General features: G+C 71.3%; 25 protein-coding genes. 10 read left to right on the top strand and 15 right to left on the bottom strand.

Features of this window, described 5'->3' with window-relative positions:
• Positions 1-110: 110 nt before the first annotated feature.
• Genes ACJOT3_RS21210 through ACJOT3_RS21225 form a run of 4 tightly spaced genes read right to left on the bottom strand, consistent with a single transcriptional unit; the run spans position 111 to position 1,383 of the window.
• Positions 111-254: a hypothetical protein gene (locus tag ACJOT3_RS21210; RefSeq protein WP_406974818.1), complete on the bottom strand. Its 144-nt coding sequence runs from the start codon at positions 252-254 to the stop codon at positions 111-113.
• A 3-nt stretch (positions 255-257) separates the two neighbouring features.
• Positions 258-554, bottom strand: coding sequence for a hypothetical protein (locus tag ACJOT3_RS21215; RefSeq protein ID WP_406974819.1), 297 nt, complete (start codon positions 552-554; stop codon positions 258-260).
• A complete protein-coding gene (locus tag ACJOT3_RS21220; protein WP_406974820.1) occupies positions 551-769 on the bottom strand; it encodes a hypothetical protein in 219 nt (72 codons plus the stop codon). The genes ACJOT3_RS21215 and ACJOT3_RS21220 overlap by 4 nt, the downstream gene beginning before the upstream one ends.
• Positions 769-1,383 carry a hypothetical protein gene (locus tag ACJOT3_RS21225; RefSeq protein WP_406974821.1) on the bottom strand — a complete coding sequence of 205 codons (615 nt, stop codon included), beginning with the start codon at positions 1,381-1,383 and terminating at the stop codon, positions 769-771. The genes ACJOT3_RS21220 and ACJOT3_RS21225 overlap by 1 nt, the downstream gene beginning before the upstream one ends.
• A 188-nt stretch (positions 1,384-1,571) precedes the next feature.
• Here ACJOT3_RS21225 and ACJOT3_RS21230 point away from each other — a divergent pair, with 188 nt between their 5' ends.
• The 3 genes from ACJOT3_RS21230 (at position 1,572) to ACJOT3_RS21240 (ending at position 2,968) form a co-directional block, all read left to right on the top strand.
• Positions 1,572-2,408, top strand: coding sequence for a helix-turn-helix domain-containing protein (locus ACJOT3_RS21230; protein WP_406974822.1), 837 nt, complete (start codon positions 1,572-1,574; stop codon positions 2,406-2,408).
• Positions 2,409-2,412: 4 nt separating this feature from the next.
• Positions 2,413-2,616 (top strand): DUF397 domain-containing protein, encoded by a 204-nt coding sequence (locus ACJOT3_RS21235; RefSeq protein WP_406974823.1) that lies wholly within the window; start codon positions 2,413-2,415, stop codon positions 2,614-2,616.
• Between the two features lie 166 nt (positions 2,617-2,782).
• On the top strand, positions 2,783-2,968 hold the full coding sequence (locus ACJOT3_RS21240; RefSeq protein WP_406974847.1) for a DUF397 domain-containing protein: 186 nt from the start codon (positions 2,783-2,785) through the stop codon (positions 2,966-2,968).
• A 96-nt stretch (positions 2,969-3,064) separates the two neighbouring features.
• Here ACJOT3_RS21240 and ACJOT3_RS21245 read toward each other — a convergent pair whose 3' ends face one another.
• The 8 genes from ACJOT3_RS21245 to ACJOT3_RS21280 all read right to left on the bottom strand — a co-directional run bounded on the left by ACJOT3_RS21245 (position 3,065) and on the right by ACJOT3_RS21280 (position 15,931).
• A complete protein-coding gene (locus ACJOT3_RS21245) occupies positions 3,065-5,056 on the bottom strand; it encodes a glycerophosphotransferase (protein ID WP_406974824.1) in 1,992 nt (663 codons plus the stop codon).
• A complete protein-coding gene (locus tag ACJOT3_RS21250) occupies positions 5,053-6,465 on the bottom strand; it encodes an SDR family NAD(P)-dependent oxidoreductase (RefSeq protein WP_406974825.1) in 1,413 nt (470 codons plus the stop codon). The genes ACJOT3_RS21245 and ACJOT3_RS21250 overlap by 4 nt, the downstream gene beginning before the upstream one ends.
• Positions 6,466-6,776: 311 nt before the next feature.
• On the bottom strand, positions 6,777-8,861 hold the full coding sequence (locus ACJOT3_RS21255; RefSeq protein WP_406974826.1) for a glycerophosphotransferase: 2,085 nt from the start codon (positions 8,859-8,861) through the stop codon (positions 6,777-6,779).
• Positions 8,858-10,315 carry an SDR family NAD(P)-dependent oxidoreductase gene (locus ACJOT3_RS21260; RefSeq protein WP_406974827.1) on the bottom strand — a complete coding sequence of 486 codons (1,458 nt, stop codon included), beginning with the start codon at positions 10,313-10,315 and terminating at the stop codon, positions 8,858-8,860. Before ACJOT3_RS21260 ends, ACJOT3_RS21255 begins: the two co-directional genes overlap by 4 nt.
• Before the next feature lie 457 nt (positions 10,316-10,772).
• Positions 10,773-12,353 (bottom strand): NCS1 family nucleobase:cation symporter-1, encoded by a 1,581-nt coding sequence (locus ACJOT3_RS21265; RefSeq protein WP_406974848.1) that lies wholly within the window; start codon positions 12,351-12,353, stop codon positions 10,773-10,775.
• A gap of 308 nt (positions 12,354-12,661) precedes the next feature.
• Complete coding sequence (locus ACJOT3_RS21270) at positions 12,662-13,675, bottom strand: TIGR03842 family LLM class F420-dependent oxidoreductase (protein ID WP_406974828.1); 1,014 nt, start codon at positions 13,673-13,675, stop codon at positions 12,662-12,664.
• A 16-nt stretch (positions 13,676-13,691) separates the two neighbouring features.
• Complete coding sequence (hydA, locus tag ACJOT3_RS21275; protein ID WP_406974829.1) at positions 13,692-15,083, bottom strand: dihydropyrimidinase; 1,392 nt, start codon at positions 15,081-15,083, stop codon at positions 13,692-13,694.
• Between the two features lie 5 nt (positions 15,084-15,088).
• The gene (locus ACJOT3_RS21280; protein WP_406974830.1) at positions 15,089-15,931 is read right to left on the bottom strand and encodes a nitrilase-related carbon-nitrogen hydrolase; all 843 of its coding nucleotides are present in this window, start codon (positions 15,929-15,931) and stop codon (positions 15,089-15,091) included.
• 764 nt (positions 15,932-16,695) lie between these two features.
• Between ACJOT3_RS21280 and ACJOT3_RS21285 the strand changes: the two genes are divergently transcribed.
• Positions 16,696-17,877: an IS30 family transposase gene (locus ACJOT3_RS21285; protein WP_406974849.1), complete on the top strand. Its 1,182-nt coding sequence runs from the start codon at positions 16,696-16,698 to the stop codon at positions 17,875-17,877.
• A gap of 2,340 nt (positions 17,878-20,217) precedes the next feature.
• Here ACJOT3_RS21285 and ACJOT3_RS21290 read toward each other — a convergent pair.
• Complete coding sequence (locus ACJOT3_RS21290; protein WP_406974831.1) at positions 20,218-20,823, bottom strand: DUF4352 domain-containing protein; 606 nt, start codon at positions 20,821-20,823, stop codon at positions 20,218-20,220.
• A 116-nt stretch (positions 20,824-20,939) separates the two neighbouring features.
• Here ACJOT3_RS21290 and ACJOT3_RS21295 point away from each other — a divergent pair, with 116 nt between their 5' ends.
• Entirely contained in the window at positions 20,940-21,395 is a 456-nt protein-coding gene (locus ACJOT3_RS21295; protein ID WP_406974832.1) for a flavodoxin family protein, read from the top strand.
• A 54-nt stretch (positions 21,396-21,449) separates the two neighbouring features.
• Here the strand turns inward: ACJOT3_RS21295 and ACJOT3_RS21300 are convergent, their stop codons facing one another.
• Positions 21,450-22,208, bottom strand: coding sequence for a DUF4352 domain-containing protein (locus ACJOT3_RS21300; RefSeq protein ID WP_406974833.1), 759 nt, complete (start codon positions 22,206-22,208; stop codon positions 21,450-21,452).
• Between the two features lie 232 nt (positions 22,209-22,440).
• Here ACJOT3_RS21300 and ACJOT3_RS21305 point away from each other — a divergent pair, with 232 nt between their 5' ends.
• On the top strand, positions 22,441-22,734 hold the full coding sequence (locus ACJOT3_RS21305; RefSeq protein WP_406974834.1) for a hypothetical protein: 294 nt from the start codon (positions 22,441-22,443) through the stop codon (positions 22,732-22,734).
• A gap of 29 nt (positions 22,735-22,763) precedes the next feature.
• On the opposite strand, the gene ACJOT3_RS21310 is transcribed toward ACJOT3_RS21305, so the two are convergent.
• Positions 22,764-22,961, bottom strand: coding sequence for a hypothetical protein (locus ACJOT3_RS21310; RefSeq protein ID WP_406974835.1), 198 nt, complete (start codon positions 22,959-22,961; stop codon positions 22,764-22,766).
• Positions 22,962-23,100: 139 nt separating this feature from the next.
• Between ACJOT3_RS21310 and ACJOT3_RS21315 the strand changes: the two genes are divergently transcribed.
• The 4 genes from ACJOT3_RS21315 (at position 23,101) to ACJOT3_RS21330 (ending at position 25,689) form a co-directional block, all read left to right on the top strand.
• On the top strand, positions 23,101-23,463 hold the full coding sequence (locus ACJOT3_RS21315) for a hypothetical protein (protein ID WP_406974836.1): 363 nt from the start codon (positions 23,101-23,103) through the stop codon (positions 23,461-23,463).
• Positions 23,464-23,536: 73 nt separating this feature from the next.
• The gene (locus ACJOT3_RS21320; protein WP_406974850.1) at positions 23,537-23,926 is read left to right on the top strand and encodes a hypothetical protein; all 390 of its coding nucleotides are present in this window, start codon (positions 23,537-23,539) and stop codon (positions 23,924-23,926) included.
• A gap of 83 nt (positions 23,927-24,009) precedes the next feature.
• Positions 24,010-24,864: a sulfurtransferase gene (locus ACJOT3_RS21325; RefSeq protein ID WP_406974837.1), complete on the top strand. Its 855-nt coding sequence runs from the start codon at positions 24,010-24,012 to the stop codon at positions 24,862-24,864.
• A gap of 216 nt (positions 24,865-25,080) precedes the next feature.
• Positions 25,081-25,689, top strand: coding sequence for a DUF4178 domain-containing protein (locus tag ACJOT3_RS21330; protein WP_406974838.1), 609 nt, complete (start codon positions 25,081-25,083; stop codon positions 25,687-25,689).
• The last annotated feature ends 3 nt before the right edge of the window (positions 25,690-25,692 follow it).

A 25,692-nucleotide genomic window follows, 5' to 3' on the forward strand; every position in this document is an offset into this window, starting at 1 on the left:
CCCCTCGCCGACACGGGTGTCGGTGTGCGGGGCGGCCGGTCTGGGTCCCGCGTGCCCGGGAGGACTGGTGGGGTCTCCGGGCGCGCGGGGGTTCAGGAGAGCGGTGGTGGTCAGTCGCCGTCAGTTGGGGCGTCTAGGACGGAGCGCTGCCAGGCGAGGAACTCGCCCTGGCGGCGGACGGCGTTCTTTTCTTCTTCGGTGAGGTCGTCCGGGATCGGGTCCTCGGCCGGGTCGGTGTATCCGGGCTTGCCCATGTCCTACTCCCTGTTCTCAGCGGTGTCCGTGGTGGTGTGGCCGGCCAACAGGTCCCGCATGGCGGCGTGGTCGGGTGCGGCGAGGCGTTCGTGGGGGTCGCCGGGTCCGGTCCAGCCGAGGGGCCGGTAGGCGACGATCTCGGTGCCGCCGTCGGGTGTGGGCTCCAGGGTGAGGACCCAGCGGCGGTGGATGAGGTCGTCCAGCATGCGCAGGGTCGGGTTCGGCTCCGGGGCCGGGCGCGGGGGCGGGACCCCGGGGGTTCCGGCGAGACCGGTGGGCCTGTTGGGTTCGGTGGTCATAGGGCCTCCAGGGGGCTGCGCCAGACCAGGGGGAGGGGGTGGGGGTCGCGCCCTGCGGTGACCGCGACCCGGGTCGTGGCGCCGTGGGTGGCTGCGTAGACCGCGTGGCCCTCCAGGGTGGGTCCGAGGTAGCGCAGCGGTACCTGGTGGACGTTGGCCCAGAACCCGAGTGTCTGGATCGAGGAGAACTCGCGGATGTCGCACACGCGCCGCATTACGCCGCCTTCCCCAGGTTCCACTTCAGGATGCGGGCGGCGGCCAGGGCGTCTTTCCACAAACCGTCGCGGTCGGCGGTCAGGTGGGTGGTGGTGCGGAACGCCATGGTCCGGGCCCGCAGCCGCGCCGCCGCCCGGCTCTTGGCCGTGGGGGACCCCGGCCGGGGGTGAATGCGGGTGCGGCTGCCCTGGCGTAGGGCCTGGATGCGGGGCCGGGAGGCCAGGGCGGCGGTGAATCCCGAGCCGGGCACCGACTCCGCGGCCGCGTCCGCGATCGGGGTCGGGGTCGACAGGGCGGCCGGGGGTTCGGGCCGCTGGTCCGGGCTGGTGCGGGGTTCCGGGACCCGGGGCCGGCCGGTGGGGGCCGTGTCGCTGGCCCTGCGCGGGAGCGGGAGGGAGAGCGAGGGCGAGGGCGTCACCGGGGGCGGGGGCGGGGTGGTGTGGGAGATCCACTGCCGCACCGCCAGGGTCAACGGCGCCAGGTCGCGCCCCGGGTGCGTGGTGTACATACGGGCCCTGCTGGCCCGGCGGGGTCGCCTCCAGCGGAGGGCCTCCGAGGCCAGCCATCGGGCGGCCACGAGTTCGGAGCAGTTCAGATAGCGGTATCGCGCCATGGGCGCACACCTCCGGTAGGGGTGCCGGGTGGGAAGCCCGACGGGGAACTGAGTTGCCACTATGATGCGACTTGGATTCCAAGTTTGCAAGGCTTGGTGGTCAATATAGTTCGGGATGCTGTGTAATGTGTGCCCGGTATCCCAAAATGTCCGCCTCTGAGCGGCAGCGGTCTACGATCGGACTCACCATGGCCACTAGGTACTCACCCACGATTCGCCGACGTCGCCTGTCCTCTGAACTGCGCAGGATCCGGCTCGCTGCCAAGCTCACGAGCGAGGAGGTCGCCCGCCGGGCGGGCATTTCACGGTCGACGTACTCGAACATCGAGAACGGCGCGAAGCAGCGCCCCACGCTGTCGGAAGTGCGGCAGATCCTCGCCGCCTGCGATATCTCCCCCGGCCGGGAGCACGACGAGATCCTCGATCTGTGTCGGCAGTCTCTCCAGACCGGTTGGTGGGCCCGCTACAAGGACGTGCTGGCCGCCAGATACGTCGGATTCGAGACCGAGGCCTCCGCCATCTCGACCTGGGAACCCATCATGATTCCGGGCCTTCTCCAGGTCTCTTCCTACATCCGTCTGCTGGCGGAGTCGGCGCTGAACCGCGCCGAGGAAGTCCAACGCATCGTCGACGCCCGCATCGCGCGCCAGCGCATCCTGACCGAAGAGCCGCCCGAGCTTTGGGCCATCTTCGATGAGACCGCGCTCAACCGGCTGGAGCACTACCCCGACGTGCGCAAGGCCCAGATCGAGCACCTGCTGGACATGGCCGAGCAGCCGAGCGTCACTCTCCAGATGGCACGGGCTGACCGGCCCAACGCCGGAAGCGGCGGCCCGTTCGTCATCTTGGAGTTCCCCGAACCAGTGGACCCCACGGTCGTGTATCTGGAGACGGACACGGATGGGTTGTACCTGGAAGAGGCCGAGGAGGTTGCCAGATATCGAACCCTGATGAATCACCTGCGCCTGGCCGCCCTGCGACCGGATGAGACGATCGAGTACCTACGACGCATGATCGAGAAATAAGACCATGAGCACCTCAGTTCCCGTCCCTAGCGGCCACGACCTCGTGTTCCGTAAGTCCAGCTACAGCCAGCCCAGCGGTGGTAACTGCGTGGAGGTCGCTGACCTCCCGAGGGCTGCCGCCGTCCGTGACTCCCAGAACCCCTCTGCCGGGTATCTGCTGCTCCCGGCCGCAGAGTGGGCGGCGCTGCTGTCCGGCGTCCGCCGCTAAAGAACGCCCACACGAAAGGGACCCTCGCATAGCGAGGGTCCCTTCTCAGTTCCCAGACTCACTGTATCCAGGAGGGGACGGTTGGGGAAGGCACCACGGACTTGGTGGCCTCATGAGGCCAGGCGAGGGTGGGCGGCAAGGGACGGGGGACGACGCAGGGATGACGATGCACACCGGCAACACCGCCTCCCTGCGCTTTCGCAAGTCCAGCTATAGCGATCGAAGCAACTGTGTGGAGGTCGCAGACCTTCCGGGGGCCGCCGCCGTTCGTGATTCCCAGAATCCCTCCGCCTGCTATCTCCTACTGCCAGCCGTGGAGTGGGCGGCGCTGCTGTCCGGCGTTCGCCGCTAGCGGGCGCCCACACGAGGTCCCCTTCGGCCAGGAGAGCCAAGAGAACGGCCGGGGCCGCGAGCGGAAGACGTGCTCGCGGCCCCGGCCGTCATTCACTCAGGAAGTGGTGAGTTCGGCGGGGGTCTCCTCGCCGAGGGGTGACAGCGGCCGCAGTTCGGCGGCGCGCGTGTACAGGTCGTCCACGGCGGCGGCGAACCGGCTCATGGAGCTGACGTCCGAGGGCCCCAGCAGGTACGCGCGCAGCTCGTGCCGCTGCTCGGCGAGCTCGTCGGCGTCGCGCAGGTGCACGGCCGCCAGGGCGGTGTCCAGGCCCTCCCCGTCGGGGAACAGCATGTACGCCGCGCTCGAGGTCGGGTGCTTGACGCGGAACTCCTCGTGCGTGATGCCCTCGCAGTTGGTGATCGCGTAGGGCTTCTCGGTGGCGACGAAGTCGGCCACCACGCTCGAAATATCACTGATGAGCAGGTCGGCCTGGTTGAAGCACGAGTACAGCGACGGCCGCGGCCCCTGGATCACCAGGTGCGCGGTGTCGGGCTGCCCCTCCCAGTACACCCGGTGCCAGTCCTCGGTGAGGGCGGCCACCCCGGCGATGCGCGCGGGGTCGGTCTTTCCCTCCTCGCGCGAGTTGTGGGCCTCGTCGGTGGCGCCCCGGTCGTCGTCGAAGGCGGCCAGGCGGCGGTCCAGCGCGGCCAGCTCGCGGGTGTCCCGCTCGCCGTGCCCCGCGGCCTTGTTCGCGGCCTCCAGCAGCGTGACGATCCTCTGGTGCGCCCGGCGCGCCCGCGCCGAGCGGATGCCGGTGAACGGGTGCGGCTTGTACAGCACGCGTACGCCCGGCTCGGCCTTCAGTAGCTGCTCGATCAGGGTGGGGCCCGCGTCGATCAGCGAGGTGTTGCCCGGCTCGTCGGTCCACCCCTCCCAGGTCGGCGCGTACAGCACGGTCCGGACGGCGTTGGGCGCGGTGTCGGTGCGGATGGTGTCCAGCTGGGGACGCCCCACCTCGACGACCTCGTCGGGGCGCACGCCCACCTGGGCGCGCACGTACCGGTCCAGCCCCGCCCGCCCTGCGGTCCACACCTCGTCGTAGACCTTGCTGAACGGGTTGACGCTGGCGATCTTGTCGCTGTCGCCGTGCCCGATGAACACGTGCTTGATCATCGGGTTGCGCAGCATGTGGATGTTCTTGCCGGTGTTCGCCGGGTACAGCGCCACCCGCGCCGGGCCGAAGTCCAGCGCCATCAGGTCGGTGGCGGTGGGCACGCACAGCACCGGGACGGCGGTGGGCGCCAGCTGGGCGGCGATCACGCGCTCGCGCAGCACCACGATGCCGCGCCGGTCCAGCCCGGCCAGGGTGTCCAGCCACATGTTCACCTGGTAGGTGGAGTCGGCCGAACCGGAGAAGTACAGGATCACCTCGGGCCGGTAGGAGCCCAGCCAGGACTGGGTGAGCTCCATGACCCGCTCGGAGGAGGGGATGGTGCGGGCGCGCCGGATGTGCCACGCCAGCATCAGCAGCGCCAGGACGGTGACGCCCAGGGTCAGCGCGGCACCGGCCGCCACGGCCCAGGCCGAGCCGAACCACACGTACCCCACGACACCGAACACCAGGAAGGCGTCCAGCGGCAGCAGCCGGCTCATCGGCTCGCGGACGAGCGGCATGGGCGGGCTGTCGGGGATGTTCAGCGCGCCCAGGTCGATGTTGCGGGTGACGATCGGCAGCTTGCGCGAGGCGCGCAGCATCCGGGCGGCGATGCCCGCCATGAGCTGGAGGCCGAAGAGCAGCAGGAACACCAGCAGGACCATGCCGATACCCGTGGAGGTGGCCGTGGTCGAGGTGATGAGCAGCCCCAGCACCAGCAGCTGGCGCAGCAGCGCGCGCGGGGTGATGCCCAGGCGGATCTGCTGGACCAGCTTGGCCAGGTCGTGGAGCCGGTGCAGCAGCAGCGCGTCCATGGCGTAGCTTCCGGCCGCGCCGATGGCGAAGACCCACCAGGATCCGGCGATGACGCCGGCGAGCATCACCAGGTAGGTGAGCCCGAGCAGGGCCGCGCCCAGGAGTGTGGCGCGGCCGAGGTCGCGGAGCTTGTTCACTTGGCGCTCCCGGCGGCCCCGATGCCCGGCAGGTCCTCGCGGCGCACGTCGACGACGTGCCCGGTGAGGTCGGACAGCAGCACGTCCAGCGAGGTCGTGGCCACCTTCTCCGCGCTGAGCAGGGTGCCCGCGGGCTCCTCGCCGAACGCCTTGGTGCGCATGGGCGTCTGGGTCCGCTCGGGGTTGATGCAGTTGATGCGCACCCCGTCCTCGGACCACTCGTCGGCCAGCGCCTGGGTCAGGTTGACGGTCGCCGCCTTGGTGGAGGAGTACAGGCTGTACTCGCCGCGCCCGCGCGTGTAGGAACTGGACGTGTAGAGCAGCAGCTGGCCCTTGGTCTGCGCCAGGTACGGGAAGGAGGCGCGGGCGATGTGCACCGGGGCCAGGTAGTTGACCCGCAGCGCCTCCTCGATGACGGAGTCGTCGGTCTGGTCGAGGCGGCCGATGCGCAGCACCCCGGCGGTGTTGACGACGTAGTCGATGCGGCCGGTCGCGGAGTGGGCCTGCTCCAGCGCCCCGGAGATGTCGGCCGGGTTGGCCACGTCGGTGCGGGTGGCGCTGCGCGAGTAGCGGAAGACACGGGCGCCGTGCTTCTCCGCCAGGTCGGCGATCCCCGCGCCGATCCCGTAGCTGCCGCCGAACACCACGACGGTCTTGCCGGCGAGCCGCTCGGCGTAGTCCGCCTCGGTGAACTCCGGCGTGGCGGCCGAGGACAGCTGGAAGAGCTTGTCGGCGATGAAGATGTCGACCGGCTGGGTCACCTTCATGTTCTGCTCTTCGCCGGCGACCACGTGGATCGGCACGTCCGGCGCGTAGCGCAGCACGACGGTGCAGTCGTCGGTGGCCTCGAAGCCCGGGTCGGCCCACGCCTTGGCGTAGGCGTTGCGGATGGTGGCGAGGCGGAACCCCTGCGGGGTCTGCCCGCGGCGCAGCCGGGCCCGGGTGGGGACGTCGGTGATGACGTCGTCGTCCACCTCGATGATGGTGTCCGAGGACGGGATCGCCACGTCCACCGCCTGGTAGGTCTCCAGGGCGGTGACGCAGTCGTCGATGACCCGCTGGGACAGCAGGGGCCGCACCGCGTCGTGGAAGAGGACGTTGGTGTTCTCCGCCGAGTAGTGCGACAGCGCGTCCAGGGCGAGCTGGGTGGTGGCGTTGCGGGAGGTGCCGCCCGGCAGCACCCGGGTGACCTTCCCCAGTCCGGCCTTGCGCACGATGGCCTCGGCGTCGTTCACGAAGCCGGGGTTCATCATCACGATGACCTCGTCCACCCGGGGGGCCTGCTCGAACAGCTCCAAGGTGTGCTCAAGGATCGTCTTCCCGGCGATCTTCAGGAGCTGCTTGGGCGTCGCGAGGCCGATGCGCTGGCCGCTGCCGCCGGCCAGGACGACGGCGACGGTGCGGGTCACGGATCGGGCTACGGGCTCGGTGGCATGACTGGGCAAGGCTGGACTCCGAAAGGGGTGTGCGGGCGGGGTCGTACCTCAGGGGAAGCCCGGGGGAGGTCGAGGTGCGACCGCTCCCTGCTCGACGAGACTTCACCGGGTAGACGGAAAGACGTTTTAACAGGATATGGGGTTTACCTGCGGTTTGTGAGTTAGATGACTCACGGCCCGATTCGGATGGCGAACGTGTCACCGCAGGTGACGCCCTGGGGGAACGCGGAAGGGGGCCGCGCGAACCACGCGCGGCCCCCTTCATCACGATTCCGGAACGGGCCTCAGACCGCCTCGTCCGTGTCGGGCACGGAGACGGCGACCCTGCCGCCCACCTGGACGTCCGTGCCGTTCACCCCGTCCAGCCCGTCCGTCCCGTCGCCCGCGTCCTCGCGGAACGGGTCGGCCGGGACCGGCTCGGCGAAGGTGCCGAGCGGGAAGTCCCGCAGCCCCCGCTCGTACAGGGCGTCCGCGGCCGCGGCGAACCGCGTCTGGGCGTCCGGCTCGTCTGGACCCAGCAGGTACTCCTTGAGGATCTCCCGGCGCCGGGCCATCGCGTCGCCCGCCGGTTCCCGGGCCGCCGACAGGACCTCGTCCAGCCCGGCCAGACCGGGCCGCAGCAGGTACCCGGCCCCCGCGGACGGGTACTGCCTGCGGAACTCACCGTCCTCGGTGTCCCACAGGTCCGCGATGGCGTACGGCTTGCCGCTGGCGATGAAGTCGGCGACCACGCTGGAGATGTCGCTCACCATCGCGTCCGACTCGTTGAAGCACGAGAACAGCGTCGGGAACGGGTCGGTGACCACGTGGTGGCGCAGCGGCCCCGCGGACGTCCAGTACAGGTCGTGCCACTGCCGCAGCAGGTCCCGGTACCCGGCCAGGTCGGCCGCGGTCAGGTGCCGCTCCGAGGACTCCTCCCGGAACCGCTCGATCCGCGCCCGCAGCTCCGACAACTGCCGCTCGGCCTCCGGGGTCACCGGGTCCAGACCGCGGTTGTGCGCGGTGACCGCCTCCACGATCCGCCGGTGCGCCGCGGCGGCGCGCGCGGACCGCTTGCCCAGCAGCGGGTGCGGCTTGTAGATCAGCCGGACCGGCTCGCCGCCGGCCAGCAGCCGCTCCACCAGCTCAACGCCGACGGTGTCCGCCGAGGTCAGGTAGTTGTTGTCGTCCACGCCCTCCCAGGTGGGCGCGTAGATCACGGTGGGCACCGACCGCTCGGCCGCCGACCGCGGGCCCTGGACCACGTCCAGCTGGGGGCGGCCCACCTCCACCACGTCGCGGTCGTCGATGGCGTGCCGGACCCGGCGGTAGCGCTCGCGCCCGCCGCGGCCGGCCACCCAGATCTCGTCGAAGATCCGGCTGACCCGGTTGCTGCTGGGCAGCTTGTCGCTGTCGCCGTGTCCGATGAACACGTGCTTGATCTCGGCGCGCTGCACCAGGTGGATGTTCTTGCCCGCGTTGCCCGGGTACAGGGCCACCCGCACCGTGGACAGGTCCAGGGCGGCCAGGTCGTCGGCGCGCGGCACGCACACCACCGGCAGCGAGGTCGGCTCCAGGTGCGGCAGGTTGGCGTGCTCGCGGAACACCACCAGGGCCCGCCGGTCCAGCCGCTCCATCGCCTCCAGCCACATGTTGGCCTGGTAGACGCCGTTCTGGCTGCCCACACCGAACGTGAAGTACAGGACCACCTCGGGCCGGTACGCGCGCAGCCGCTCGTTGACCTCCTCGATGAACTGCGCGTCGGAGGGGAAGCGCAGGTGCGCCAGGAACGTCGGCACGCTCGCCAGCACCAGCAGCAGGACCGCGCCCGCGCTCAGCACGGCGCCGCCGATCGCGAGCCACTCCGGGCCGCCGGCCAGGTGCGCCACCCCGCCCATCACCAGGGCGATGTCGGCGAGGAACACGCGGTTCATCGGCAGCTCGCGCACGAACCCGGGCGGGTTCGGCAGGTTCAGCGCCGACAGGTCCAGGTTGCGGGTCCGCACCGGCAGCCGGGAACGGCGCAGGATCTGCATCCGCATCAGGTCGTAGACCAGGGACAGCATGAAGAACGCGGCCATCCCCGCGAACGTCGACCAGTAGGCCGGGGTGCCGATCGCCCCCACGGACACGTACAGGGCGATCAGCAGGATCTGCCGCAGCAGCATCCGCACGGTGAGCCCCACCCGGATGCGGCTGAGCACCTTGGTGAGCACGGTGACGCGCTGGGCGATCAGCCACTCGGTGGTGTACAGGACCAGGACCAGGACCCCGAACACCCAGACCTGCGCCATGGCGACCTCGACCGCCTGGAGCAGGAACGACAGCCCCATGGCGGCCAGGACGGCCAGCGCCGGGCCGTCCACCCCCAGATGACGGAGCCGGTTCACTTGGCCGCCTCCGTTCTGCGCGTCCGGGCGGCGGTCACCGGGTCCTCGCGGCGGACGTCGACGACGTGCCCGGTGAGGTCGGAGAGCAGCACGTCCAGGGAGGTCGTGGCCACCTTCTCGGCGCTGAGCAGCGTTCCGGTGGGCTCCTCGCCGAACGCCTTCACGCGCATCGGGGTGCGGGTGCGCTCGGGGTTGATGCAGTTGATGCGCACGCCGTCCTCGGACCACTCGTCGGCCAGCGCCTGGGTCAGGTTGACCGTGGCGGCCTTGGTGGAGGAGTACAGGCTGTACTCGGCCCGGCCCCGGGTGTAGGAGCTGGAGGTGTACAGCAGCAGCTGCCCTCCGGTCTGGGCCAGGTACGGGAAGGAGGCGCGGGCGATGTGCACCGGCGCCAGGTAGTTGACCCGCAGCGCCTCCTCGATCACCTCCGGGTCGGTGGCGTCCAGCCGCCCGATGCGCAGCACCCCGGCGGTGTTGACGACGTGGTCGATGCGGCCGGTGGCGCTGTGCGCCTGCTCCAGGGCCCCGGAGATGTCGGCCGGGTTGGCCACGTCGGTGCGGGTGGCGCTGCGCGAGTAGCGGAAGACGCGGGCGCCGTGCTTCTCCGCCAGGTCGGCGACCTCGGCCCCGATGCCGTGGCTGCCGCCGAACACCACGACGGTCCGCCCGTTCAGCAGCCGGTCGCGGTCCTGGTCGGTGAACTCGGGGGTGTCCGCGGAGGAGAGCTGGAAGAGCTTGTCGGCGATGAAGATGTCGACCGGCTGGGTGACCTTCATGTTCTGCTCTTCGCCGGCCACCACGTGGATCGGGGTTCCGGGGGAGTAGCGCAGGACGACGGTGCAGTCGTCGGTGGCCTCGAAGTCCGGGTCGGCCCAGGCGCGCTTGTAGGCGTCGCGGATGGCCGACATCCGGAAGCCCTGCGGGGTCTGGCCGCGGCGCAGGCGGGACCGGGTGGGGACGTCGGTGATGACGTCGTCGTCCACCTCGATGATGGTGTCCGAGGAGGGGATCGCCACGTCGACCGCGGCGAAGCGGTCCAGGGAGTCGACACAGTCGTCGATGACGCGCTGGGACAGCAGGGGGCGCACCGCGTCGTGGAACAGCAGGTTGGTGGTGTCCGCGGGCAGGTGGGCCAGCGCGTCCAGGGCGAGCTGGGTGGTGGCGTTGCGGGAGGTACCGCCCGGCAGCACCCGGGTCACCTTGGTGAGCCCGGCCTTGCGCACGATGGCCTCGGCGTCGTTCACGAATCCGGGGTTCATCATCACGATGACCTCGTCGACGCGCGGAGCCTGCTCGAAGGTGTCGAGCGTGTGCTCAAGGATCGTCTTCCCGGCGATCTTCAGGAGCTGCTTGGGCGTCGCCAGGCCGATGCGCTGGCCGCTGCCGCCGGCCAGGACGACCGCGACCGTCCTCGTGGCGGGTGCGAGTGGTGGGAAGGTACTGCTTTCAGGCAAGGTCGTCTCCCTCTTCACGAAGAGTTGGGGGATGTACTGCCCGACCTTGGGGGAAACGTGCGGGTTCCTGGCACGAGAGGCCGAGAGGCGCGGGTGCCGCTCCGGTGGAGGGTCGTGTGCGCCGTTCGTCTTATTTGGGTTCTCTGTTTCTAACGCCTTAACCCGTTGTTCGGGTTCTGGTGTGAATGGGACGAAGATCCCTGTCGGCGGGTTGACCGCCCCGGAAGGAACTTTTCGTCACCCTGTACGGCCCTCGTCGGGCATCGTCCGTGAGGAACCGCTCTGAACTGGTCCGATGCGCGAGAAGGCGGTCTGGTTTTCGACGCTACCCGCTGTGGGGCACCGGCCACGTTCGCATAACGCATGTGACTGGTCACGATGACAGGGAACCACGTGGGGGGCCGCACCGGACGGTGCGACCCCCCACGGGAGCGGATCGGGGCGGTGCCCCGGCGGGTCAGGAGCCGGTCTTCTCCGGGGCGTCGGCCTCCGGAGCCGCCGCGGTGCCGGCGGTGCCGCCGGCCTCTCCGGCCTCCCCGGTACCGGCTTCCCGGGCACCGGTCTCCCCGGCGGCCGGGACGCGGACCGGCGCCGCCAGGTTCAGCACCCAGTACAGGACGAAGGAGGTGGCCAGGCCGATCACCCACCCGTAGTCGGCCAGCGGGGCCAGCAGCGGGATCAGGCCGTCCTCGGGGAACGGGCCCAGCTTGGCGCCGGTCGCCGCGTCCACACCCGAGTGGGAGCCGCCCACGGCCAGCAGGGTGCCGGTGCCGAACGCCACCAGCGCCCGCCAGTTCCAGCCGCCGCCGTACCAGTACTCCGACGCGCGCGTGTACAGGCCGGGCAGGTCCAGCCGGGTCCGGCGCACCACCCAGTAGTCGGCGAGCAGGATGCCCGCCACCGTGCCCAGGACGCCGCCGACGGTGCCCAGCCAGGTGAAGATGTAGACGCTCTCGTTCTCCAGCAGCCTCCACGGGAAGATGAGCACGCCCAGGAAGCAGGTGATGATCGCCCCGGTGCGGAAGGTGATCAGGCGCGGCGCCAGGTTGGCCAGGTCGTAGGCCGGGCCCACCAGGTTCGCGGCGATGTTGGTGGACACCGTCGCCAGCAGCACGATGAAGATCGCGAACAGCAGGCCCAGGCCGCTGCCCATCTGCGCCACGATGTCGATCGGGTTCCACAGCGGCTCGCCGTACACCGCGGCGGTGCCCGCCGTCACCATGACGGCCAGCAGCGAGAACAGGGTCATCGTGGTGGGCAGGCCCAGCGACTGGCCCAGGACCTGGGCGCGCTGGGAGTTGGAGAAGCGGGTGAAGTCGCTGATGTTCAGGGTCAGCGTCGCCCAGTAGCCGATGACGCCCATCAGCGAGGGGAAGAACAGCGCCCAGAACGACGGGCCCCAGTCCATGCCCTCCGGGTCGCCCGCCAGCATCACGCCCAGGCCGCCGGCCTCCACGGCCATCCACACCAGCAGGGCCAGGCCGCCGACGATCATCAGCGGCGCCGCCCACACCTGCACCTTGCGGACGCCCTCCATGCCCCACAGGATGATGAACACCTGCACCACCCAGAACACGGCGAACGACAGCCACAGGGTCCACGGGTTGCCGCCGACCTCGGAGGCGCCCAGCCAGCCCTCGCCGAACAGCCGCCCGGCGAGCACGTACACGCCCTGGCCGCCCACCCAGGTCTGGATGCCGAACCAGCCGCAGGCGACCGCGCCGCGCAGCAGCGCCGGCAGGTTGGCGCCGCGCAGGCCGAAGGAGGCACGGGCGAACACCGGGAAGGGGATGCCGTACTTGGCGCCCGCGTGGCCGGTCAGCACCATCGGCACCAGAACGATGACGTTGCCCAGGACCACGCACAGGATCGCCTGGCGCCAGTCCATGCCCGCGGCGATCAGGCCGCTGGCCAGGGTCCAGGCGGGGATGCTCACCGACATGCTCACCCACAGGGCGGTGAAGCTCCCGGTGCCCCAGGTGCGCCGGGACATCGGCACCGGCTGGAGGTCCTCGTTGACGTAGGGGCTCTCGGGCATGGACGCGCCCTCGGCCAGGGAGACGCGGCCGTCGGGATGGGCGACGGCGCTCGGTTCCGGGGACGGTGGGGCTTCTTGGGTCACGGGGCACCTGCTCTTCGGTGATACGGGGAATTCAGGGGGGTGGGCGCGGCGTCGGGCCCACGGGGTGGCGGGGTCCTGGCGGAACGTACGACAATTCCGAATCCGTTTCGGACCATCGAATATCCTCGCACGTCACCAGGGGTGCGGAGACGACCCTTCGGGGCCGCCGCCGCACCCGTCCCGGCAGTGTGCGCGCCTCGTGTGACTTCCGTGTTCCGGCCGGGTCAGATCCCGGACACGGCCGGGACCACGTCGCGCCCGTAGGCGTCGATGACCCCGTCCACGTCGTCGTGCATCGCGTAGACCGCGAACTGGTCCACGCCCACCGCGCGCAGCCGCTCCAGCTTGGCCACGTGCTCCTTGACCGGCCCCAGCAGGCAGAACCGGTCCACCACGCTGTCGGGCACGAACGCGGTGTCGGGGTTGTCGGCCCGGCCGTGGTGGCTGTAGTCGTAGCCCTGCCGGGCCTCGATGTAGTCGGTCAGCTCCTGGGGGACCGCCCCCGTGTGCCCGTACCGCGCCACCAGGTCGGCGACGTGGTTGCCCACCATCCCGCCGAACCAGCGGCACTGCTCGCGGGCGTGCGCCAGCCCCTGCGCCGACCCGTCGGTGACGTAGGCCGGGGCGGCCACGCACACCGTGATCTCCGCCGGGTCGCGGCCCGCCTCCACCGCGGCCTCCCGCACCGCCTTGACCATCCACTCCGTCAGGTACGGGTCGGCCAGCTGGAGGATGAACCCGTCCGCCTGGCGCCCCACCAGCTCCAGGGCCTTGGGCCCGTAGGCGCCCATCCAGACCGGCAGTCTCCCGTCGCGCACCCACGGGATGCGGAAGGCCGCCCCGTCCACGTCCGCCTCCCGGCCCTCGGCCAGGTCCTTGATGGCGGTCATGGCCCGGGACAGCCGGGCCAGGGTGGCGGGGCTGCGCCCGGCCACCCGCATCGCGGAGTCGCCGCGGCCGATCCCGCACACCGTCCGGTTGCCGAACATGTCGTTCAGGGTCGCGAACAGGGAGGCGGTCACCTCCCAGGTGCGGGTGCCCGGGTTGGTCACCATCGGGCCCACCGTGAGGTTCTCCGTGCGCTCCAGGACGCGGCTGTAGATGACGAACGGCTCCTGCCACAGCACCACCGAGTCGAACGTCCACCCGTGGGTGAAGCCGAGCCGGTCGGCGCGCGCCATCCGGTCCACCAGCAGGTCGGCGGGCGGGTCGGTCTGGAGGACGAGTCCGATGTCCATGTGCTCTCCTCGCAGATCAGATCAGGTACTGGCAGGTGCCGCGGGTCAGGTAGCGGCCGTGCCCGGCCGCGCCGAGGTACTCGCCGGCGTCCACCACGACCCGGCCGCGGGACAGGACGGTGCGGGCGCGGCCCGTCACCCGCCTGCCCTCGTAGGCGGAGTAGTCCACGTTCATGTGGTGGGTGTCGGCGGACATCACGTGCTCGGCGTTCGGGTCGTAGACCACGATGTCGGCGTCGGCGCCCGGGGCGATCGTGCCCTTGCGCGGATAGAGCCCGAACATGCGCGCCGGGGTGGCGCAGGCCAGCTCGATCCACCGGCGGCGGTCGATGTGGCCGTCCAGGACCGCCTGGTGCAGCAGGTCCATCCGGTTCTCCACCCCCGGCAGGCCGTTGGGGATCTTGGAGAAGTCGCCCCGGCCCAGCTCCTTCTGCCCGCTGAAGCAGAACGGGCAGTGGTCGGTGGAGACCACGGACAGGTCGTTGGTGCGCAGCGCCCGCCACAGCAGCTCCTGGTGCTCCCGCGGCCGCAGCGGAGTCGAGCACACGTACTTGGCGCCCTCGAAGTCCGGCTTGGCCAGGTCGTCCACCGACAGGAACAGGTACTGCGGACAGGTCTCGCCGAACACGTTCAGCCCCAGGTCGCGGGCCCGGGCCAGCTCCTCCACGGCCTCGCCCGCCGACACGTGCACCACGTACAGCGGCGCCCCGGCCACCCGGGCCAGCTGGATGGCGCGGTGGGTGGCCTCCGACTCCAGCAGGGCCCTGCGGACCTCGCCGTGGTAGCGGGGATCGGTCTTGCCGGCCGCCAGTGCCTGCTCGACGAGCACGTCGATGGCGATGCCGTTCTCGGCGTGCATCATGGTCAGCGCGCCGTTGGCGGCGCCGCGCTGCATGGCCCGCAGGATCCGGCCGTCGTCGCTGTAGAACACGCCCGGGTAGGCCATGAACATCTTGAACGAGGTGATGCCCTCGTCCACCAGCACGTCCATCTCCTTGAGCGACGATTCGTTGACGTCGGACAGGATCGCGTGGAACCCGTAGTCGATCGCGCAGTTGCCCTCCGCCTTGGCCATCCACGCGTCCACCCCTGAACGCACGGCCTGGCCCGGGCTCTGCACCGCGAAGTCGATGATGGTCGTGGTGCCGCCCCAGGCGGCCGCCCGGGTCCCGGTCTCGAAGGTGTCGGAGGCGAAGGTGCCGCCGAACGGTAGCTCCATGTGGGTGTGCGCGTCCACCCCGCCCGGGATGACGTAGTGCCCGGCGGCGTCGATGACCTCGGCGTCCACCCCGTCCCAGGTTCCGGGCAGGGCCAGGGCGGCCACCTTCCCGTCCTCGACGAGGACGTCGGCCTCCAGCTCGTCGGCGGCGGTGACGACCAGGCCGCCCGAAATGAGGGTGCGTCCCATGGCCGTCACCCCTCGACCAGGGGGCCGTAGGCGTCCGGGCGGCGGTCCCGGTAGAACGCCCACTGGGTGCGGACCTCGTCGATCAGGTCGAAGTCCAGGTCGCGCACCACCAGCTCCGGCGCGGTGTCGGAGGCGACGTCCCCCACGAACTGCCCGCGCGGGTCCACGAAGTAGCTGGTGCCGTAGAAGTCGTTGTCGCCGTACTCCTCCCGGCCGACCCGGTTGATGGCCGCGATGAAGTACTCGTTGGCGACCGCCGAGGCCGGCTGCTCCAGCTTCCACAGGTACGCGGACAGGCCCCGGCTGGTCGCCGACGGGTTGTACACCAGCTGCGCCCCGGCCAGGCCGAGCGCCCGCCACCCCTCCGGGAAGTGGCGGTCGTAGCAGATGTAGACGCCGACGCGGCCGACGGCGGTGTCGAACACCGGCCAGCCCAGGTTGCCGGGACGGAAGTAGTACTTCTCCCAGAAGCCCTTGACCTGCGGGATGTGGTGCTTGCGGTACTTGCCCAGGTAGGTGCCGTCGGCGTCGATGACGGCGGCGGTGTTGTAGTAGAACCCGGGCTTCTCGATCTCGAACACGGGCAGCACCATCACCATGTTCAGCTCCCGGGCCAGGGCCTGGAAACGGGTGACGGTGGGGCCGTCGGGGACGCTCTCGGCCCACCGGTAGTGCTCGGCCTCCTGCACCTGGCAGAAGTAGGGGGCGTTGAACACCTCCTGGAAGCCGATGACCTGGGCTCCCTGGGCGGCGGCGTCGCGCGCGTATTTCTCGTGGGCGGCGAGCATGGAATCGGTGTCGCCGGTCCACTCTGTTTGGACGAGTGCGGCACGGACGATGTGCGGCATGGTTCCCCTCGTTCCTCCAACGGCCGTATGCCCTGCTGGCACCTGGGGTCGCGGTATGAGAATCGCACCATAGATAGAGGTGAATGGCGGGTCAATATCCGACATCCTTGCGAACAGGATTCCTCCGTGTTGCACGATTTCGCAAAAACGCCCAATGATGGCGGATGTCCCTTTTTGGGCCTGTAATTATTTGGAGGAAGCTCTAGGTTTTACTGCTTGAGGGGGTGCGGATTTCATACTTCCCTCCACCTGGCCGCCCGCGGGGGTCGCCCACCTGGGCGGGGTCTTGGCCCTGGGGACGCTGTGGTTTTGTGCCCTGGCGCGGGCGGTCGGGTGCACGTGTGTTCTGTTAACGCTGTGGGTGGTGAAGGTCGCCTGTTCGGGCCCCTGGCACAGCTTGGAGGAAAGGATCGGTTCCTCTGGCTCCGGGGGGTTGGCGAAGACATCACCTCCGCCCCCGGACCCATGGGGGTGAGGGCTGCGGGTACCGGGACCTCCACCGCAGGGGGTTGCCCCCGGTCTGGAGCCCTCAGCCACAGCCGGAGGGTGTCGCGCCTCCCCCGCCGCAGGGGGTGACGGCGGCAGGAGGCCTCTGGCCCCGGCCCCGGGGGGTGTCGGTAGAGCGGGACTGGACCCCTTGGGTTCTAGTGGTTGTTGCAACACCCCGCACGCCAAGGGGTGCCATGGACTTTCGTATCCGTCAGAACCGCACACCACAGGGCCGCCGCAGACTCACCGCCGAGCGGGCGGCATACTTCCAGCTCATGGAGCTGGGGTACTCGAACACCGACGCCTGCCGGATCGTGGGCGTCAACATCCGCACCGGCCGGGAATGGCGCCACGGACGCCCCGACGGCCGCTGCAAGCCCTACCGGCCCAAAGCACGCCCGACAACCACACCGGCCACCGATGCCGCGCACCCGCCCGCCCCCACCTGCCGTACCGGCCGCTACCTGAACCAGGACGAACGCCTGCACATCGCCGACCTGTACCGCGAGGGCCGCAGCATCCGGGCCATCGCCGCCGCGCTGGGCCGCCCGGCCTCCACCATCAGCCGGGAGGTCACCCGCAACGGCACCGTCGACGAGCGCGGCAGGCGCCACTACCGGCCCTGGGCCGCCCAGACCCGTGCCGAGGCCCGCACCGCCCGCCCTAAACCCTCCAAGCTCGACCTGAACCCGGTACTGCGCGCCCGCGTGCAGGACCTGCTCCAAGAGCGGTGGAGCCCGGAGCAGATCAGCCGTAGGCTCAAACGCGACTTCCCCGACCGCCCGGAGTGGCACGTGGCGCACGAGACCATCTACCAGGCCCTGTACGTCCAGGGGCGGGGCGAGCTGCGCCGGGAGCTGGCCGGTGCGCTGCGCTCGGGCCGTGCCCGGCGCGTGCCCCGCCGCCAGGCCCGGCAGCGCCGGCCGCGGTTCACCGACCCGATGGTGATGATCAGTGAGCGGCCCGCCGAGGTCGAGGACCGGGCGGTGCCCGGCCACTGGGAGGGCGATCTGATCCTGGGCAAGGACAGCGCCTCGGCGATCGGTACCCTGGTGGAGCGCTCGACCCGGTACGTGATGCTGGTGCACCTGCCCCACGGGCGCGGGGCCGAACCGGTGCGCGACGCGCTGGCCGCCACGGTCCAGAGGCTGCCCGCCCACCTGGTGCGGTCCCTGACCTGGGACCAGGGCTCGGAGATGGCCACCCATAGGCGGTTCACCACCGCCACCGACATCCCGGTCTACTTCTGCGATCCGGCCAGTCCCTGGCAGCGCGGGTCCAACGAGAACACCAACGGGTTGCTGCGCCAGTATTTCCCCAAGGGCACTGATCTGTCGGTCCACGACCGACAGCATCTGGAAGCGGTGGCCGCCCAGCTCAACGGCCGTCCCCGTAAGACACTGGGGTGGGACACCCCGGCCGAGCGCCTGGACAAGCTCCTCACACCAACACACTGACCATCGGTGTTGCAACAACCCCCAGAATCCACCCCCCGACCCCAGGGGGTTTCCCACCCGACCGGGGTCCTTAGCCACAGCCCGGCCAGATCCCTGGCCTCCCCCGCCGCAGGGGGTGACGGCAGCAGGAGGCCTCCTGCCTCGGCCCCAGGGGGTTGCCCACCTTCCCCGGGGCCTCAGCCATAGCCCTATCCCCCTCTTGGAGCCCTTAGCCCCAGCCGGAGGGCGTTGTGCCTCCCCCGCCGCAGGGGGTGACGGTGGCAGGAGGCCTCCGGCCCTGGCCCCGGGGGGTTGCCCACCCAACCTGGGGCCTCAGCCCCAGCCCGGTCACCTGCCCGGGGCCTTAGCCATAGCCGGAGTGCGTTGTGCCTCCCCCGCCGTAGGGGGTGACGGCAGTAGGAGGCTTCCCGCCCTGGCCCCGGGGGGTTTCGGTAGAGCGGGACGGGGCCCGGGCCCCAGGGGGTGAGACAGCAAGAGCAGGTTTCCAAATGGCCCGCCATCTGCGGACGGCGGTCTGAAGGTCCGCACACGGTCGCGTTGGTCTCCACGGGTCACCCCCTGGGAACGTACAGACCCGGGCTGGGCGCGGAGCCGTCCCCACGGTACGAGGCCCGGCAGACCAAAGAGGCGTATGCGTTGGACTCACGTCCCGAGTGGTGGGGGTGTTTTCCGGGGACGGGTCGGGGCACAGCGCACATCCCCGGCCACACAGGTCCACGGAAAGACGCTCCGACTGTGAAGCCGCGGTTGCACAGACCTCGCTTGAAAGCCCGACCACAGACGGGGTAACCCCCGCCGTCAATGCCCTCCCCAGACACAGGGGGTGTCGGGAGGAAGAACCGGGACCTGCACTCCAGGGGGTGACGGCCGCTGGTATCCGCGGCATCAGCCCCAGATCGGAGGAAGGACCGGGGTCTCCGCCACGGGCGGGTGACGGTTGTACTTGTCCTGGGGCCTGGGGTCAGGGGTTTCGGGAGGTGGGACCGCCACCGGCACCACTGAAAGTGTGCACGTGGTCACCCCTTGTGGCCAGGAGGGCAATCGGGGCCGGGGTTTCACCCCCTGCGGCGGGGAGGGCGATCGGGGCGGGGGTTACTACGCCAGGTGTCTGGGCTTTCAAGCGAGGTCTGTGCAACCGCGGCTTCACAGTCGGAGCGTCTTTCCGTGGACCTGTGTGGCCGGGGATGTGCGCTGTGCCCCGACCCGTCCCCGGAAAACACCCCCACCACTCGGGACGTGAGTCCAACGCATACGCCTCTTTGGTCTGCCGGGCCTCGTACCGTGGGGACGGCTCCGCGCCCAGCCCGGGTCTGTACGTTCCCAGGGGGTGACCCGTGGAGACCAACGCGACCGTGTGCGGACCTTCAGACCGCCGTCCGCAGATGGCGGGCCATTTGGAAACCTGCTCTTGCTGTCTCACCCCCTGGGGCCCGGGCCCCGTCCCGCTCTACCGAAACCCCCCGGGGCCCGGGCGGGAAGCCTCCTACTGCCGTCACCCCCTGCGGCGGGGGAGGCCAGGAAGGTGGCCGGGCTGGGGCTGAGGCCCCAGGTCAGATGGGTAACCCCCCCCGGGGCCAGGGCGGGAAGCCTCTCGCGGCCCTCACCCCCTGCGGCGGGGGAGGCGCGACGCCCTCCGGCTGGGGATGAGGACTCCAAGAGAGGGATGGGGCTGGGGCCAAGGCCCCGGGCAGGCGGGAAACCCTCTGGGGTCGGGGCGGGGGGCCTCGTGCCGCCGTCACCCCCTGCGGCGGGGGTGGCCAGGAAGGTGTCCGGGTTGGGGCTGAGGTCCCCAGGTCAGGTGGGTAAACCCCCTGGGGTGGGGGCGGGGGGCCTCGTGCGGCCCTCACCCCCTGCGGCGGGGGTGGCCAGGAAGGTGTCCGGGTTGGGGCTGAGGTCCCCAGGTCAGGTGGGTAACCCCCCGGGGCCAGGGCGGGAAGCCTCTCGCGGCCCTCACCCCCTGCGGCGGGGGAGGCGCGACGCCCTCCGGCTGGGGATGAGGACTCCAAGAGAGGGATGGGGCTGGGGCCAAGGCCCCGGGCAGGTGGGCGACCCCCTGCGGCGGAGGTCCCGGTACCCGCAGCCCTCACCCCCATGGGTCCGGGAACCGAGGTGACTCCTCCGCCAACCCCCCGGAACCGGAGGAACCGATCCTTTCCTCCGAGCTGTGCCGGGGCCCCGAACAGGCGACCTTCACCACCCACAGCGTTAACAGAACACGCGTGCACCCGACCGCCCGCGCCAGGGCACAAAAAGTGGCCGCCCACGGCAACCCCCCAGGCCGGAGCCCCCGTGCAGCTGGACACCCCAGGCCCCCGGCTCCCGGCCCCCGGCCCAACCCCGCTACAGGTCGTTCGTGACCGCCAGCCGGGCGCTCCCCTCCGGGCTCAGGATCAGGTGGGTGCTCTGGGAGGAGTCCGGGACGTCGAAGACGACCGTGACGGACACCCGGTCGCCCGGGTTCAGGGTCTGGCGGGTGGACCCGAGCTGGATGCTCTCCGCCACCTGGGAGTTGGAGGCGTACCGGATACCGCCGCTGTACAGCCCGATGTCGTTCGAGACCCACACGGCCGGGCGGAACCCCGTGTTCTCCACCGTGACGGTGATGACCGTGTAGGCGTGCTGGGGCTTGTGGTGACCGGACGCGTTGGCGATGCTCCCCTTGTCGGTCTGCACGCTGGTGACCGTGTACTGCACGTTCTTCACCTCGAACCGCTCACCCACGGCGAAGGTGCCCCCGCGGTCGTCGTTGGACGAGACGAAGAAGACCACCGCGACCAGGGCGATGATGACGAGGACGGCCAGGCCCGCGCAGCCCGCGCCGATCCAGGGCCAGGGGGAGGATTTCTTCCTCCCCGCGGGAGGGGCGGGCGGGTGGCCGGGGCGTCCCGGGTACCCCGGGTGGGGGCCGTGGCCGTACGGGGGCGGCGGGTGGTGCGGGGGCTGCATGCGGGGTTTCCCGTCGAAGGGGTGGGGTCCTGTGCCCGGTGTCGTCCGAGCGCCGCTCGGTGGGACCCGCCGGAGCCGCCGAAGGTTCGCCCCCGCCGGGTGAGAGGGTGGGTGGCATGGCACGACTGCTCATCGTTCACCACACCGTCTCCCCGGCCACCCAGGAACTGCTGGAGGCCGTGCTGGAGGGGGCGCGCGACGACGAGATCGAGGGCGTGGAGGTGGTCGCCCGCCCGGCGCTGGCGGCCTCGGTCGCCGACGCGCTGGCGGCCGACGCCGTCGTCCTGGGGACACCCGCCAACATCGGGTACATGTCGGGCGCCCTCAAGTACTGGTTCGACCTCGCCTACTACCCGGCCCTGTCGGCCGACCGCCCCGTGCCCTACTCCCTCTACGTCCACGGCAACGACGACACCGCCGGGGCGGTACGCGCCGTCGAGGCCGTCACCAAGGGCATGGGCTGGGCCCGCCACCGCCCGTCGGTCTCCGTGACCGGGACCCCGGCCGCCGCCGACCGCGACGCCTGCCGCGAACTGGGCGCCGTCACCGCCCTGGCCGCCCTGGGCATGTGAAGGGCCCCGGTCCGCGCACCGCGCGGGCCGGGGCCCGGAAACGCCTGTCGGAGGCTACTGCACGGGCACCACGATCGGGTCCTCCATACCGAAGTAGGGGTCGTAGTGCACCTCGACGACGGTCACCTCCCCGGCGACGGCCACCTGGCCGCTGACCTGGTCGCCCGGGGCCAGATCGCCCGCCTCGAACTGGTCGATGTCGGCGAAGAGCTCCCAGTCGACGACCTCGGTGCCGTCGTCCAGGATGAAGCTGAAGTAGAACGGGTTGACCGAGAACGGCTCGTTCGAGTTGTTGACGAACGTCACGTCGAGCGCCGTGTAGGTCTCGGCGGGGTCCAGGGTCCCACCCACGGTGCCCGCGTTGGTCACCGTCATGCCCACCCCGTCGGCCGGGGCCTCGACGGGGGCGTCCTCGGTGCCGGCGCCCGGCTCGGTGGTCTGGGAGGACGTGGGGGAGCTGGACGAGGTGCCGCCGCCGTCACCGCCGGAGGCCATCGCGATGATCACGATGATCACCACCACGATCACGATCAGGCCCAGGCAGCCCGCGCCCACGCCGATGCCGACCTTGGCCCCGGTGGACATGCCCTTCTTCTGCGGCGGGGCGCCCGCACCGTACGGGTCGTACGGCTGCTGGCCGTAGGGGCCGCCGGCCGGGTCGCCGTAGGGCGGCTGTCCGCCGGGGGGACCGTAGGAGGGCTGTCCACCGGTCGGGCCGTAGGGCGGCTGTCCGCCGGGGGGACCGTAGGGCGGCTGCCCGCCGGTCGGGCCGTACGGCGGCTGGGGGCCGGACGGGTCGTTGGGGTACGACATCGTGAGTGCTCCGGTTTCGGGTGCGGGACGGCGTGCGCCGCGGAAGGGGGCGAGAAAGCGTCGTGTGCCCGGGACGGAGAACACGCGCGTGGAGGCGGCGGAGCCGCCCTGCGACCCTACCCCTCACCGTTGTATCGGATGGCGTCGGGTGCTCGAAGGTTCGCGCGAGCTGTCGACGGCCTTCGGCGCGGAAGCCCTGATGGGAGCCGCTCGGCCTTGGTACTTTTCCGCTATGCGCACGGATTACCACCCCACCCCCACGGAGGTCGTGGCCTCCTGGATCCCGCACGACGCCCGCTGGCACGAGGCGGCCCGGACGGCGGCCGCCGCGGGCTCCGACGAGCTGCGCCGCTACGTCACCGGGCTCGTCCACGAGCAGCGGGACGGGGACCGCGAGCTCGGCGACGAGTACGACCTGCGCTCGATCGGCGCGGTCGTGGAGGACATGGGCGTCGGCGGCCTGGCCGCGGTGGAGTGGAACAAGGTCCGCGACGCCCTGCTGCTGCCGCTCACCAAGAGGATCTAGGCCCCGCCCAGCCCTCCTCGGCCCCCCGCCTAGCCCTCCTCGGGCTCCGCCTCGGCGGGGTGGCACTCCAGGCAGTCGGTCCCGCAGGGGTAGTTGATCATCGACATCGACCGGCAGCGCACGCACATCCGGCGCCTGCCCCCCGGCGGGTCGTGCCGCCAGCGGTGCCGTCCCGCCCGGCAGATCCCCGAGGGCTTCATCGCGGAGTCGTCGCGCACTGCACTCATGCCCGCACCGTAGCGGAACCCGCTCCCACCCGGAAGCCGTTCCGGGGAGGGCCGTGCCGGACGGGCCGCCGGTGGTACTACCGTGTGTCGTAGAACGCGCCGCCGACCTGGGCGGACGGGCCCGGTGAGAGGAGGCGGCATGGTCGAGTGGCTGACCATGGCCATTCAGATGGTTTCCCTGGCGATGGCCGGGTGGTGCCTCGTGTCGACCTTCCGCGACCAGCCCATGCTCGTCCCGCACCTGATCGGCATGGGGGTCCTGTGGCTCCTGGTGATCGGCCAGGCCGCGGCCACCGTCGTCACCATGGTCGGCGGGGACCGGCCCGCGGAGACGGCCATGTTCGTCTCCTACCTGGCCACGGTGGTCCTGCTGCCGCCCGCCTGCGCCGTGTGGGGGTTCATGGAACGCAGCAAGTGGGGCCCGGCCGTCATCGCGTTCGCCTGCCTGATCCTGCCCGTCCTGTTCGTCCGCCTCGAACAGCTCTGGAGCCCCGTTGCCTGACACCGACCCGACTCCCGGCCCCGGAACCGGCGCCGCCTCCGGCGCGACCCCGGCCCCCGTCACGGCCAGGACCCTGCGCACCGGCCCCGGCCGGCTGCTGGTCGCCGTCTACGGCGTGTTCGCCCTCGCCGCCACCGCCCGCGGCGTCTACCAGCTGGCCACCAGGTTCGACGAGGCCCCGGTCGCCTACCTGCTGTCGGTGCTCGCCGGGGTGATCTACCTCGTCGCCGCCGTCGGCCTGGCCCGCGCCGGGCGCACCTCCCGGCGGGTCGCCCTGGTCTCGTGCAGCATCGAGATGGTCGGGGTGCTGGTCGTGGGCGCGGCGAGCCTGCTCCTGCCCGCGGTCTTCCCCGACGACACCGTCTGGTCCGGGTTCGGCAGCGGCTACTTCTTCATCCCGCTGGTCCTGCCCGCCCTGGGCCTGTGGTGGATCCTGCACGTGCACCGCCTCGACCGCGACTGAGCACGCGCCCGCTCCGCCCCCGGATCGCGACTGACCCCACCCGGCCCGTGACCCGGGCGTGACCCCACCGCTAGCCTGGGGCCATGTCAGAGCCCCTTCCCCTGCCGGTGGCCGTCTCGGCCGACTGGCTCCAAGCGAACCTCGACCGCGTGGTCGTGGTCGACTCCCGGTGGTACCTGGACGGCCGCTCCGGCCGCGACGCCTACCTCGCCGGACACCTGCCCGGAGCGGTGTTCGCCGACGTCGACGCCGACCTGGCCGCACCGGCGAGCCCCGAGGGCGGGCGGCACCCGCTGCCCGCCGCCGCCGACTTCGCCCGCACCCTGGGCCGCCTGGGCATCGGCGACCACTCCCGGGTGGTCGTCTACGACGACGCCGGCGGGTCGGTCGCCGCCCGCCTGGTGTGGATGCTCCGCGTCCTGGGCACCCCCGCCGCGTTCCTCGACGGGGGCCTCCAGACCTGGACGGGGCCGCTGGAGGAGGGGGAGCACACCGCCGAGCCCGCGCACCGCACCGCCCAGCACTGGCCCGCCGACCGGGTCGTGCACACCGACACCGTCCGGGCCGCCGCCGGCGAGCCCGGCCAGCTCGTCATCGACGCCCGCGCCTACGGCCGCTACACCGGCGAACAGCCCGCGCCGGTGGACGCCCGACCCGGCCACGTCCCCGGCGCCCGCAGCGCCGAGTGGACCGGCAACCTGGGCCCCGACGGCCTGCTGGCCGCCCCGGAGGTGCTGCGCAAGCGCTTCGCCGCCCTGGGCGCCGACGACGCCGTCACCGTCACGGCCTACTGCGGGTCCGGCGTCACCGCCTGCCACGACCTGCTCGCCCTGGAGCACGCGGGCTACACCGCGCCCCGCCTCTACCCCGGCTCCTGGAGCCTGTGGGGCGGCGACGACTCCCTGCCCGTCGAGACCGGCGACCCCGCCGCCGGCTAGCCCCGCCGCCGACCAGCCCCGGCACACGGCCACCGGCCGCACCGGCAACACCGGCCACACCCGGAGGGCCGTCCGTGCGCACACACGGTCGGCCCTTTCGCCGTGTCCGGAACCGGCCGGAACCTCCCGGCCGGAAAAGGCGTCTGACCGATCAGTAGGATTGCCCGGCCCGGGGTAGGGCCGACGACGAGGCTTCCCCCACGCGAAAGAGGAACAGTGGCCATCGAAATCGTGCTCCTGGTGATAGTCGCCCTCGCGGTGGCCGTCGCCGCCATCATCCTGGCCGTGCGCGCCGCCTCGCGGACCAAGTCGCCCACCCCGCCCGCGCCCGCCGCCCCCCACGACCCCTTCGCGAACACCGGCGACAGCACCACCGGCGACCCCCGCTCCATCAAGGCCGGGGACATGATCGACTGGGGCACCGAACGCACCTGGATCCGCGGCACCCTGCGCCTCTCCCAGGGCGGCTACGTCTGGGCCGAGCACTTCCTGGAGGTCGAGGGCGGCAAGCGCTGGCTCTCCACCGAGGAGGACCCGGACCTGGAGATGGCCCTGTGGACCGGCCGCCCCGACCTGGACCTGACCCCCCACGGCAAGAAGATCGAACTCGAAGGCACCACCTACACCCTCGAAGAGAAGGGCAGCGGCTCCTACCGCTCCGAGGGCACCACCGGCCTCAAGGCCGAGGGCGGGTTCGACTACGCCGACTACGAGGCCGCGGACGGCAGCCTGCTCTCCTTCGAGCGCTTCGACCACGGCCCCTGGGAGGTCAGCACCGGCACCAAGGTCGCCGAGGGCACCTTCACCATCTACCCGGGGAGCTGATCC

This window comes from Nocardiopsis protaetiae, from assembly GCF_045446735.1.
Classification (GTDB): Bacteria; Actinomycetota; Actinomycetes; order Streptosporangiales; family Streptosporangiaceae; genus Nocardiopsis; species Nocardiopsis protaetiae.

What these genes read in the sequence shown, in the direction of transcription:
- ACJOT3_RS21210 (WP_406974818.1), bottom strand. Translation starts at nt 254, where the DNA reads ATGGGCAAGCCCGGATACACCGACCCGGCCGAGGACCCGATCCCGGAC.
- ACJOT3_RS21215 (WP_406974819.1), bottom strand. Translation starts at nt 554, where the DNA reads ATGACCACCGAACCCAACAGGCCCACCGGTCTCGCCGGAACCCCCGGG.
- ACJOT3_RS21220 (WP_406974820.1), bottom strand. Translation starts at nt 769, where the DNA reads ATGCGGCGCGTGTGCGACATCCGCGAGTTCTCCTCGATCCAGACACTC.
- ACJOT3_RS21225 (WP_406974821.1), bottom strand. Translation starts at nt 1,383, where the DNA reads ATGGCGCGATACCGCTATCTGAACTGCTCCGAACTCGTGGCCGCCCGA.
- ACJOT3_RS21230 (WP_406974822.1), top strand. Translation starts at nt 1,572, where the DNA reads ATGGCCACTAGGTACTCACCCACGATTCGCCGACGTCGCCTGTCCTCT.
- ACJOT3_RS21235 (WP_406974823.1), top strand. Translation starts at nt 2,413, where the DNA reads ATGAGCACCTCAGTTCCCGTCCCTAGCGGCCACGACCTCGTGTTCCGT.
- ACJOT3_RS21240 (WP_406974847.1), top strand. Translation starts at nt 2,783, where the DNA reads ATGCACACCGGCAACACCGCCTCCCTGCGCTTTCGCAAGTCCAGCTAT.
- ACJOT3_RS21265 (WP_406974848.1), bottom strand. Translation starts at nt 12,353, where the DNA reads ATGCCCGAGAGCCCCTACGTCAACGAGGACCTCCAGCCGGTGCCGATG.
- ACJOT3_RS21270 (WP_406974828.1), bottom strand. Translation starts at nt 13,675, where the DNA reads ATGGACATCGGACTCGTCCTCCAGACCGACCCGCCCGCCGACCTGCTG.
- hydA (WP_406974829.1), bottom strand. Translation starts at nt 15,083, where the DNA reads ATGGGACGCACCCTCATTTCGGGCGGCCTGGTCGTCACCGCCGCCGAC.
- ACJOT3_RS21280 (WP_406974830.1), bottom strand. Translation starts at nt 15,931, where the DNA reads ATGCCGCACATCGTCCGTGCCGCACTCGTCCAAACAGAGTGGACCGGC.
- ACJOT3_RS21285 (WP_406974849.1), top strand. Translation starts at nt 16,696, where the DNA reads ATGGAGCTGGGGTACTCGAACACCGACGCCTGCCGGATCGTGGGCGTC.
- ACJOT3_RS21290 (WP_406974831.1), bottom strand. Translation starts at nt 20,823, where the DNA reads ATGCAGCCCCCGCACCACCCGCCGCCCCCGTACGGCCACGGCCCCCAC.
- ACJOT3_RS21295 (WP_406974832.1), top strand. Translation starts at nt 20,940, where the DNA reads ATGGCACGACTGCTCATCGTTCACCACACCGTCTCCCCGGCCACCCAG.
- ACJOT3_RS21300 (WP_406974833.1), bottom strand. Translation starts at nt 22,208, where the DNA reads ATGTCGTACCCCAACGACCCGTCCGGCCCCCAGCCGCCGTACGGCCCG.
- ACJOT3_RS21305 (WP_406974834.1), top strand. Translation starts at nt 22,441, where the DNA reads ATGCGCACGGATTACCACCCCACCCCCACGGAGGTCGTGGCCTCCTGG.
- ACJOT3_RS21310 (WP_406974835.1), bottom strand. Translation starts at nt 22,961, where the DNA reads ATGAGTGCAGTGCGCGACGACTCCGCGATGAAGCCCTCGGGGATCTGC.
- ACJOT3_RS21315 (WP_406974836.1), top strand. Translation starts at nt 23,101, where the DNA reads ATGGTCGAGTGGCTGACCATGGCCATTCAGATGGTTTCCCTGGCGATG.
- ACJOT3_RS21325 (WP_406974837.1), top strand. Translation starts at nt 24,010, where the DNA reads ATGTCAGAGCCCCTTCCCCTGCCGGTGGCCGTCTCGGCCGACTGGCTC.